The sequence below is a fragment of the Candidatus Nanosynbacter sp. TM7-076 genome, assembly GCF_022828325.1.
Taxonomy (GTDB): domain Bacteria; phylum Patescibacteriota; class Saccharimonadia; order Saccharimonadales; family Saccharimonadaceae; genus Nanosynbacter.
This window is the reverse complement of the sequence record NZ_JAJQJS010000003.1, coordinates 56,803-67,606: the sequence shown is the minus strand read 5'-3', so window position 1 is coordinate 67,606 and position 10,804 is coordinate 56,803. Positions and strand designations below refer to the sequence as shown.

Sequence of the window (10,804 nt, the reverse complement as noted above, 5' to 3'; positions counted from 1 at the left end):
ATGGCAAATTCTGCATTTAACGCAACGGGCATCAGCGATTTTGACGCGGTTCGTTTGGCAGTAGCTAGCCCAGAAGACATTCTGAAATGGAGCTACGGCGAAGTTTTGAAGCCAGAAACAATTAACTATCGCACACAAAAGCCAGAACGCGACGGATTGTTCTGTGAGCGAATCTTTGGTCCAGTTAAGGACATCAATCCACACGACTCAAAGCTTAAGGGTGTACGTTCACGCGAAGCTGCTGTCGATAAGAATGGCGAATTGGTTACTAAATCAATCGTTCGTCGTGAGCGAATGGGACACATTCAATTGGCAGTGCCTGTAGCGCACATTTGGTTTATGCGCGGCACTCCAAGCGCAATGAGCCAGCTGCTTGGCATGACGGTTCGCAATATTGAGAAAATCGTTTACTTTGCGACTTACGTTATCTTAAATGTTGACGAAGCAACTCGCGATCAATATTTGGCAGATTTGGAAGCGGAAACTGATTTAGCTCGTAAGGCTATCAAAATCCGTTACGAAAAAATGGCTGAAGAAGATGGCGCTGATGTTAAGCAATTGGCGAAAGAGCAGAGCCGTGAAGTCGAGGAATTGGAAGAAGCTTACGTTGGTAAGAAATCTCAATTGGAAAGCTTGAATTTCGGCGCTTTGATCTCAGAGAGCGAATATCGCAACTTGCCAGAAGAATATGACGAATTGATCGAAGTTGGCATGGGTGCCAGTGCGGTCAAAGAACTCTTGGACAAGATTGAGTTGCCAAAGCTCATTGCCGAATTGACTGAAGAAGCTGAGACTGCGAAAGGTCAAAGACAGAAGAAATTGCTAAAGCGCTTGAAGATGTTGGAGAGTATGGAATCTGCTGGCATTAAACCGTCAAGTCTATGTCTGACTGTTTTGCCAGTTATTCCTCCAGATCTTCGTCCAATGGTGGCGTTGTCTGGTGGTCGATTTGCGACATCTGACTTGAACGATTTGTATCGCCGAATTATCAACCGAAACAATCGCTTGAAGAAGTTGATTGAGCTTAACGCGCCAGAAGTTATTCAGCGCAATGAAAAGCGCATGCTTCAGGAAGCTGTTGACGCTTTAATTGACAATTCAGCATCACGCGGTCGTGCGGTTAGCTCGACTGGTGGTCGCCGCAGCTTGAAGAGCTTGAGTGATATGCTAAAAGGTAAGCAAGGTCGCTTCCGTCAGAACCTTCTTGGTAAGCGTGTTGACTATTCTGGTCGCTCGGTTATCGTGGTTGGTCCAAAATTGAAGATTAACCAATGTGGTTTGCCAAAGCAAATGGCGCTGGAATTGTTTAAGCCATTTGTGATTAGCTGGTTGATTAAGAATGAATTTGCACACAATATTCGCTCGGCTTCACGCCTAATTGAAGCTGGTGAAGCGGTAGTTTGGGACGCGCTGGATTCAGCAATTGAAGGCAAATACGTGTTGCTTAACCGCGCACCAAGTTTGCACCGTTTGTCAATTCAAGCCTTCCAGCCAGTTTTGGTTGAAGGAAAAGCTATTCAGTTGCATCCGCTAGTTTGTGCCGGATTTAACGCCGACTTCGACGGTGACCAGATGGCTGTTCACTTGCCGCTATCAAAAGAGGCTCAGGCTGAAGCTCGTGAATTGATGAGTGCGACTGCCAACTTGTTGAAGCCTGCCGATGGCGCGCCAGTGCTGCACATTTCGCAGGACATCGTGCTTGGTAACTATTACTTGACTTACGACAAACCACAAGCTCAGACTGATAAGGTTAAAACTTACAGCTCTGTTTACGAAGCAGAAATGGCTTACGACAATGGCGTAATTCACTTGCAAACCCCAATTCGTATCTTTGCGAAAGGTGAAATGCGTGAAACAACTTTGGGTCGCGTCTTCTTCAATGAGATTCTGCCTGAAGATTTCCCATATGATAACAATGTCCAGACTAAAAAGCAGCTTAAGAAGGTGTTGGCGCAAATCTTTAACAAGTATGGCGCCGAAGAAACCGCCAAGATTGCAGATCGCATGAAGGGTCAAGCTTTCCGCTTTGCTACGGTTGCGGCTGTATCAACTGGCATGACCGACTACGTTCATTTCGAGGAAATCCCTCAGTTTGTGGCTGAAGGTGACGCTAAGGCGGCTTTGATTTCTGAGCAATTCGACCAAGGTTTGATTACTGAGGAAGAGCGATACAACTTGACGGTTAGCGCATGGCGAAACGTCGACAATAAGATTACGGCATTCCTGAAAGACCAATTGGCACACATGGACACCAGTATTTCTATGATGGTCAACTCTGGTGCTCGTGGTGATATTTCCAACGTGAAGTTGGCGAGCGCGATGATTGGTGTTCAGATGGACGCAACCAACCATGAGATTGAGCTTCCAATCCGCAGCTCTTACACCGGCGGTTTGTCTAGCCTTGAAGCCTTTATCGCAACTCGTGGTGCACGTAAGGGTCTTATTGACACAGCTCTTAAGACTGCCGACTCGGGTTACTTGACTCGTCGTTTGGTAGATGTTGCACAAGATGTCTTTACTGTTGAAGATACTGATGGTGACGATGAAGGTTACGCAATTTACCGATCAGAAACTGAAGAGACGATGATTGACTTCTCAAACCGTTTGGCTGGTCGTTATGCCGCTGAAACAATTCCAGGTCACGTCAATAAGAACGAATTGATCACGCGTGAAATCGCAGATTCAATTGACGACGACGAAAGTATTGAAAGCGTTAAGATTCAGTCCGTATTGTCAACGAACAATCTTAACGGCATTCCACAACGAAGTTACGGTATTGATATGTCGACTGGTAAATTGGTTGGCAATCATCAGCCAGTCGGTGTTATCGCCGCTCAGTCGGTCGGTGAGCCAGGTACTCAGTTGACGCTTCGTACCTTCCACAACTCTGGTGTTGCTGGTGGTGACATTACCCAAGGTTTGCCTCGTGTTGAAGAGTTGTTTGAAGCGCGCACACCAAAGGGTCAAGCATTCATTACGGAAGTTGCTGGTTTGGTTGACGTTTGGGAAGATGGCAAGAAGTACATCGTTCAAATTACGCCAGAATCTGGCAAGGTTGAGCGATTGCCATTGGAGGGCCGAACCGTTGTAGTTAAGGCTGGATCAAGCGTTAAGGCTGGCGATGTCTTGGCAACTGGCGAGAGCGACACTCGACCTTTGATCGCGCCATTTGACGGTGTGATTGAGTCGGCTGAGGATACTTTGGTGATCGCGGCAGAGGCTGCTTCACCAACTCGCTACGAAATTCCAGGCAATATGCAGTTGGTCGTTAAGGCAAATGATGTTGTCGAAGCTGGTGATCGATTGACAACTGGATCGTTGAACTTGCACGATTTGATGCGACTTAAGGGTGTTGAGGCAACTCAGCGCTACATCATCAACGAAGTTCTGCGAATCTACGCCGCTCAGGGTCAGGACGTGGCTGACAAGCACTTGGAGATTATTGTTCGCCAAATGTTTAGTCGCGTGCAAATCGAAGATGCTGGTGATAGCGAATTTGTGACTGGTGACATCGTTTCTAAGGCTGCTGTGGTCAATGCGAATAAGCAATTGGCTGCTGAAGGCAAGAACTTGATTAGCTACACGCAATTGCTACTCGGTATCACGAAGGTGTCAATCTGGAGCGACTCATGGCTATCAGCTGCATCCTTCCAGGACACTACTCGCGTGTTGATCAACGCCGCCGTATCTGGTCGAGCTGACCACTTGCACGGTTTGAAGGAAAACGTCATCATCGGTCGCAAGATTCCAGTAGGAACTGGCGCTGTCGAAGAGACGGAGGTGGCTGAAGATACGGCTACAGAATTGGCGGAAGAATTCTCGGAGATCTAGTCACATTTAGTTCCGTCAACCATACACTATTCTCCCCCTCCTGCAACAGGGGGAGAATTGTATATTAGAGTGATTCATTTTTTATATCTATCGGCGGCTTAGGAGCTATCGTAGGCTTTTGTAGTTTAGATATGATAATACGTATGACGAATATACGCCGCTCATAAATGCCGTAAGCAACGTAATAAACAATTAAAGGAGGTTTTATGCCAGTATATAACAAACTTGTCCGCGATAAAATTTTGGAAATCATTAAGACCAATGGGCAAAAGCCAACTCACAAAATACTTACAGCAGACGAATACGCCGTGGAGCTTACAAAAAAGCTAGTCGAAGAAGTTGAGGAATATAAAAAAGATAAAAATACTGATGAGCTTGCCGATATCATGGAAGTAGTCTATGCTCTCGCAAGCCTGCATAGTTGTACCGCGGAAGAATTGGAAAAAATTCGCGCAGAAAAAGCAGAAAAACGCGGCGGCTTTGAAAAGAAAATATTCCTAGTGGAGGTTATGGATTAGGGCAAGTATGCGCGACAAGTTATGTCTAATCTGTGCAAGTAATTCATCTCTGACAATGAGCACTCTGTTTTTTGTATAAATAAGTGGCGATTTTACTTTTACGAAATCTGTGCTAGAATAGACACAGAGTTTCCTCTTTTCGGAGTGCGCGGTGGTTTGAATGTGTACAGACTGCAATCTCGGCGGAAAAGGTATAGACACGGAGAGGAGTTGCTGAATCCAAACCGTAAGGCAAATTGCCATAATTAGTAAATCAACCAAGGAGAAATTGGATGCCAACAATCAACCAATTGGTGCGCAAACCGCGCCAAACGGCTAAGAAAAAGTCCAAGTCGCCAGCACTAGGTCGTATTCATAACGCCCTAAAAACACGTTATTACGACCAGAATGCACCTCTTAAGCGTGGTGTTTGTGTGCGTGTGACGACTAAGACGCCAAAGAAACCAAACTCAGCTTTGCGTAAAGTTGCTCGTGTTAAATTGAACAACGGCTATGAAGTTTGGGCGTACATCGGTGGTGAAGGTCACAACTTGCAGGAGCACGCTGTGGTCTTGATCCGCGGTGGTCGTGTGCCTGACCTTCCAGGTGTGCGTTATCACATCGTACGTGGTGCACTTGACCTTCAAGGTGTCAACAACCGTAAGAAGGGTCGCTCTAAGTACGGTACAAAGAAAGGGGATAAATAATCATGCCTCGTAAAGTTACCAAGAAGTTGCAGCGTGAACTTAAGCCTGATCGCCGATACCAAAGTGTACTAGTTCAGCGTTTGATCAACAAGTCAATGTTAGACGGTAAAAAGTTGGCAGCTGAGCGCGCTGTTTACACAGCCTTAGAAACTGCTGCTAAGAAATTGGATTCTGAAGATCCATTGGCAGTGTTTGAAAAAGCATTGAAGAACGTTAGCCCAAGCTTTGAGGTTAAATCTCGCCGCGTTGGTGGTGCTAACTACCAGATTCCATTCCCAGTTCAGGGACATCGTCAATTGCACTATGCGTTTAGTTGGCTAGTTCAAGCGGCCCGTGCTCGCAACGGAATGCCATATTCACAGCGTTTGGCATTGGAAATTGTTGACGCTTACAATGAAGCTGGTGCTGCCTTCAAGAAGAAGGAAGACACGCATAAGATGGCTGAAGCTAACCGCGCCTTTGCGCACTTTGCTCGCGGCTAATTATTGCCTGAAAGCAAAATCAGAAAATCGCTCTAAACGGGGCGATTTTTTTGGTATAATAGAAAAAATTAGGAGGGAAGATGGCGAGTTTTTCGTTTGATATTGTGTCAGAAATTGACAAGGCTGAGATGAATAATGTTTTCATGCAGGCCGAAAAAGAGATTCAAGGGCGTTATGATTTTAAGGGGACGAGCGCGGCAATTGATTGGCTGGATGATAAGAAAGGTTTGAAGATTACGGGCGACAGCGATTGGCAAGTTGACGCCGTTCTAGATATTGTTCGTAAAAAATTGGCGGGGCGCGGTCAATCAAGCAAAGTTTTGGATTTATCAAAAGAGAAAGTTGTTTCGAATTTGAAGACGACCTGGGAGATTCCGTTCAAGCAAGGTCTTGATCAGCCGACGGCGAAGCAAATTGCCGCTGATATTCGCGCTAATGCGCCGAAAGCTAAGCCGCAAATCCAGGGCGACCTCGTTCGTGTTACTTCTGCATCGAAGGATGAGCTGCAAAAGGTTATTAGTTTATTGCGGGAAAGTGATTATGACACGCCTTTGCAATTTGTAAATTATCGTTAGGATTGGAGCAGTATGAATCAGAAGTCAATGAAGAAATTAAAAATTGCAGCCATCGTTCTGGGTGTAGTTTTCTTAGTCTCTGTTATAGTTGGGCTAATTGTCGTTAATAATAACCGCTCTTCCGGAGTTAGTAAAATCGCAAAAAAGAAGATCCAGAAGATTTTTGCCGAAGAAGATGCTAAGAGTTTGCAAAAAGTCGTTTCCAAATACGGCTATTCGATTCGGTATGACAAGAGCATTTTTACTGGCGAAGGTCACGTCTTAAATAAAGACTCTAATGAAAAGCAGTATAGTGCCACTACGTATACCGATGATGAATTGAAAGAAAGCCGCGCTTATGCGATTTTGCGATTACATTTCCGAAAAGGTTCAGAAAAGCCGAAGGAGGAAGAAGAGAAGTTTTCGTTTAGGAAGATTATGCCAGACTTCTCAATCGTAACTTCGCGCAAAAAAGCTTATTTTGATCGATCAACGATGCCTGAAGAATATAAAGACACGAAGAAATATTCAGATTTGGACTTAATGCTTCAGGGTGATATCAACAAGCAGAAAAAGGATAATCCTAACTTAAAATATCACACTAGCGACGCAACGATTTCTGGACGGAAGTTTAAGAAAATGGTCGTCGATTACGGAAGCACTATTGACGGCAAGTGGCAGAAAACTGGTGAAAAAATAACTTATTTGACAATTCAGAACGGCAGACCTTACTGGATGACGATTTTTGCATTGAGCAAGAATTCGTACACGCAGCCGTATATTGACCAGCTGGAGGCGCTGGTTCCTAAGGTTACTTTCCAGAATCCAGACAGTAGCTACTTGGTTAGGGCTGATGGCAATAGTGAGACGCAAGTGGCTTCCGCTACGATAGCTAAGACCGAAACTAAGGCGGAAAATTTCTCAGAAGATAAAGACACTACAAATACTTTGGATGAACTAGACGAAGATTCTGTTATTAAAGTGGTGGCAAGGAATCAAATTGCTACGGTCCGCGTGGGAACATATCGTTGTGCTGATATGATTTATACGGCGCAGAATGGTGCGAGTATGCAGCTGAATGGCTTGTGCACGGGTGGAATTGGTAGTGGATCGATTGTTTCTGACGATGGCTACATTGCTACAAATGGGCATGTGACTGAGGTCTCGAACCAAAGCATGATCATGGGCATTAATACTCAAGAGAACATGAACAAATATATACAGTTTGTGGTAGATGCGGGCTACGTGACTCGAGAGACGCTTCGGGATTTGGCAAATAAGGCTAATGGCGGCGACCAGAGTGCGCAAGCGGCAATTCTCGGTCTTATCAATCAGGTTCCTGCCGATAATATACGCTCGCAAAACGATCGATACGATTACGTTATCCAGACCTCAAGCGAACCTATTGCGCGCGAAGATGACGGTTCGGGCAATCTTAAGTGGAAAAAGACGAAGACTAACATTCCAGCTAAGAAAATTGACGCGGAAGTTGATTTGAAGGGCCGCGGGATGGATCTGAATAGCGATAAAAGTGATGTGGCGATTCTGAAGGTTGAAGGGCGATTTCCAGCGGTAGAGCTAGGTGATAGCTCTAAGATTTCTAGAGGCGATCGGGTGACGGCGATTGGTTATCCAGCGATTGTCGACGATGGCGTAAATACAAAGAAGAGCAAGACCGTCCCAACTGTTACTCAAGGTGATGTTTCTGGTTCGGGCAGTGACGCGGGTGGCCATAAGCTGTTTTCAATGAGTGCGCAAATTGCGGCGGGTAACAGTGGTGGTCCGGCATTCGATGAGAATGGCAAGCAGATTGGATTGAATACTTACGGCGGCTCGTCCTGCGCGAACAGGAGAGAACATAACAATTCTTGCTTTGGAGAGGGAATATTCCGTGATATCGCCGATCTGAAGACTATGGCGAAGAAAAATAATGTTGTGTTATCGGCAAACGGCGAATTGACTAAGCTCTGGAAAGATGGCTTGGAGAGTTTTTCTCAAGGTAAATATTCTCAGGCAAAAGCTAAATTTGAACAATTGGATAAAAAATACCCCGACAATTATTTAGTAGCAAAGATGATCGAAGTTTCATCCAATACTCCGGATGATTCTACGGAAAGCGAGGCGTCTAGCGCAGAAGCCAGTGCGAGCGAATCAGAAAATAACACTACAGTTATAATCGTGGTTGTGGTGATTCTTTCAACGGGGGCATTATTCTTAACAGTGTCAATTATCGCAATCGCCGTTTCTGTCAGTAATCGACGTAAGATGAATGCCTATCCATATCCTGTCGCTGGACAATTCCCGCAGCAGTCTCAGTATCCGCAGCAACCTTATCAGCAGCCAATTCCGCCGCAACAACAATATCCGCAACAAAATTACTATCAACAGCAACCTGGTCAATATCCACCAACGTACGCGCAGCCGCCTATGCAACAGCCTCCGGCTAACTATCCGCCTGCGGCGCCAGCTCAGAACGACAACGAGTCTAAAAATCCTCCGGCTCAGAGCTAGTCAAAAACATAGATAACTGATATAATAAAACGCAAGAGTAGTTTTTTGGTGCCAAAAAATTGACCAAAAATCTCGGCAAATTAACGTAATATAAAGGAAAATTTATGGCAGAGACGCATGTTCCGCTAAAGAATTTTAGAAATATTGGTATTATTGCCCATATTGACGCCGGTAAAACGACGACAACTGAGGGTATTTTGTACCGCACTGGCTTGACACATAAGATCGGTGTGGTTCGTGGTGAAGGTGACGGTGCTACCACCGACTGGATGGCACAGGAGAAAGAGCGTGGTATTACTATTACGTCAGCTGCTGTGACTTGTTTCTGGAAAGATCACAAGATTAACATTATCGACACCCCAGGGCACATTGACTTTACCGCTGAGGTTGAGCGTAGTTTGCGCGTGCTTGACGGTGCAGTTACGGTCTTTGACGGTAAGATGGGTGTTGAAGCTCAGTCTGAAACTGTTTGGCGTCAGGCCAATAAGTATGGCGTGCCACGTATTTGTTTCGTTAACAAGATCAACCAGACCGGTGGTGACTTCTACAAATCTCTAGAGTCAATTCACAACCGCTTGAGTAAGCAGGCTTTCCCGGTTCACTTGCCAATTGGTTTTGAAAAGACCATCCACGGTGTTGTCGACTTGATTGACATGAAGGCTTACACCTACGACGACTACACAGATCACGAGCTTAAAGTTGGTGAAATTCCAGCTGATATGCTTGAAAAAGCTAAGAACGCACGTTCTCTGTTGGTCGAAAACGCTGTTGAGGCTGATGACGAACTTACTATGAAGTTCTTGGAGCAGGGCGAAGAAGCTATTACCGTTGACGAGCTAAAAATGGCTCTACGTAAGCGCGTTTTGGCTGGTGACTTTTACCTAGTTACTGGTGGTGACGGTCGCGGTGTGATCGTTGAGAAGTTGCTTGACTTGATGGTTGACTTCTTGCCAAGCCCGCTAGACGTTGATGAAATTTGGGGTAAGAATCCAAAGACTGGTGATGAAGTTAGTCGCAAGCCATCAGATAAGGAGCCTTTGTCTGCTTTGGCGTTTAAGATTGCTGCCGACCCATTTGTTGGTAAATTGATCTTCGTTCGTGTCTATTCTGGCGTTTTGAACTCAGGAAGCTACGTGCTTAACACGACGACTGGCGAGAAAGAGCGAATCGGACGAATTGTTCGTATGTTTGCTGACAAGCGTGAAGAAATTAGCAAGGTTGAAGCTGGCGACATCGCCGCTGTGGTTGGTCTGAAGTCCACTGCAACTGGTAACACGTTGTCTGACGTAGCTCATCCAATTGCTCTTGAGTCAATTGAATTCCCAGAGCCACCAGTATCGATTGCGGTTGAGCCAAAATCAAAGGCTGACCAGGAAAAAATGGCGTTGGCATTGCAGCGCTTGGCTGAAGAAGACCCAACTTTCCGAATTCACACAGACGAAGAAACAGGTCAGACAATTATGTCAGGAATGGGTGAGTTACACCTAGACATTCTTATCGATCGTATGAAGCGCGAATTTAAGGTTGAAGCCAACATCGGTGAACCTCAGGTTGCCTTCCGCGAAAGCATCAAGGGTCGCTCTGAAGTTCAAGGTAAGCACGCTAAGCAGTCTGGTGGTCGCGGTCAATATGGTGACGTTTGGGTTCGCTTTGAGCCGAATGAGACTGGTAAGGGCTTTGAATTCGTTGATGAAATTAAGGGTGGTGTGGTTCCTCAGGAATATCGCCCAGCCGTAATGAAGGGTATTCGCGAAACATTGGAAGGCGGTGTTATTGCTGGCTATCCAGTTGTTGACGTTAAGGCTACACTTTACGATGGTTCATACCACGATGTCGACTCCTCAGAATTGGCGTTCTCATTGGCAGGTTCGATAGCTGCTCGTGAAGGTATTAAGCAAGCTAACCCAATCTTGCTCGAGCCAGTTATGAAGGTTGAAGTTACTACACCAGAAGACTTCATGGGTGACATCATCGGTGACCTTAACTCACGTCGCGGACGTATCGACGCTATGGAAGACTTGATGGGTGGCGCTAAGTTGATTAAGGCATTTGTGCCATTAGCAAATATGTTCGGCTACACATCGGACATTCGCTCAATGTCTCAAGGTCGCGCTGCTTCAACGATGGAATTGGCTCAATACGAGGAAGTTCCACCAAACGTTGCACAAGAGATTATCGAAAAGCGAAATAAATAATCTCTACCTCATAAAAAATCCCCGGAG

Annotated in this window: 7 protein-coding genes; all 7 read left to right on the top strand. The window is 45.6% G+C overall.

Going from position 1 to position 10,804, the window contains the following annotated elements; genetic code table 11:
- Window positions 1–3,831, top strand: a complete 3,831-nt coding sequence (gene rpoC / locus LRM47_RS03020) for a DNA-directed RNA polymerase subunit beta' (RefSeq protein ID WP_243822736.1) — start codon at window positions 1–3, stop codon at window positions 3,829–3,831.
- A 206-nt stretch (window positions 3,832–4,037) separates the two neighbouring features.
- Window positions 4,038–4,349: a nucleoside triphosphate pyrophosphohydrolase gene (locus LRM47_RS03015; protein ID WP_243803666.1), complete on the top strand. Its 312-nt coding sequence runs from the start codon at window positions 4,038–4,040 to the stop codon at window positions 4,347–4,349.
- 272 nt (window positions 4,350–4,621) lie between these two features.
- Window positions 4,622–5,035, top strand: a complete 414-nt coding sequence (gene rpsL / locus LRM47_RS03010; protein WP_129631024.1) for a 30S ribosomal protein S12 — start codon at window positions 4,622–4,624, stop codon at window positions 5,033–5,035.
- 2 nt (window positions 5,036–5,037) lie between these two features.
- Window positions 5,038–5,517: a 30S ribosomal protein S7 gene (gene rpsG, locus LRM47_RS03005; protein ID WP_243822735.1), complete on the top strand. Its 480-nt coding sequence runs from the start codon at window positions 5,038–5,040 to the stop codon at window positions 5,515–5,517.
- 80 nt (window positions 5,518–5,597) lie between these two features.
- A complete protein-coding gene (locus LRM47_RS03000) occupies window positions 5,598–6,092 on the top strand; it encodes a YajQ family cyclic di-GMP-binding protein (RefSeq protein WP_129744082.1) in 495 nt (164 codons plus the stop codon).
- A 12-nt stretch (window positions 6,093–6,104) separates the two neighbouring features.
- The gene (locus tag LRM47_RS02995; protein WP_243822734.1) at window positions 6,105–8,582 is read left to right on the top strand and encodes a S1 family peptidase; all 2,478 of its coding nucleotides are present in this window, start codon (window positions 6,105–6,107) and stop codon (window positions 8,580–8,582) included.
- Window positions 8,583–8,686: 104 nt separating this feature from the next.
- On the top strand, window positions 8,687–10,777 hold the full coding sequence (fusA, locus tag LRM47_RS02990) for an elongation factor G (RefSeq protein ID WP_129631013.1): 2,091 nt from the start codon (window positions 8,687–8,689) through the stop codon (window positions 10,775–10,777).
- Window positions 10,778–10,804: the final 27 nt, after the last annotated feature.

Bases quoted from the DNA above. Each gene is read 5' to 3' on its own strand.
- rpoC (WP_243822736.1), top strand. From the start codon at position 1: ATGGCAAATTCTGCATTTAACGCAACGGGCATCAGCGATTTTGACGCG.
- LRM47_RS03015 (WP_243803666.1), top strand. From the start codon at position 4,038: ATGCCAGTATATAACAAACTTGTCCGCGATAAAATTTTGGAAATCATT.
- rpsL (WP_129631024.1), top strand. From the start codon at position 4,622: ATGCCAACAATCAACCAATTGGTGCGCAAACCGCGCCAAACGGCTAAG.
- rpsG (WP_243822735.1), top strand. From the start codon at position 5,038: ATGCCTCGTAAAGTTACCAAGAAGTTGCAGCGTGAACTTAAGCCTGAT.
- LRM47_RS03000 (WP_129744082.1), top strand. From the start codon at position 5,598: ATGGCGAGTTTTTCGTTTGATATTGTGTCAGAAATTGACAAGGCTGAG.
- LRM47_RS02995 (WP_243822734.1), top strand. From the start codon at position 6,105: ATGAATCAGAAGTCAATGAAGAAATTAAAAATTGCAGCCATCGTTCTG.
- fusA (WP_129631013.1), top strand. From the start codon at position 8,687: ATGGCAGAGACGCATGTTCCGCTAAAGAATTTTAGAAATATTGGTATT.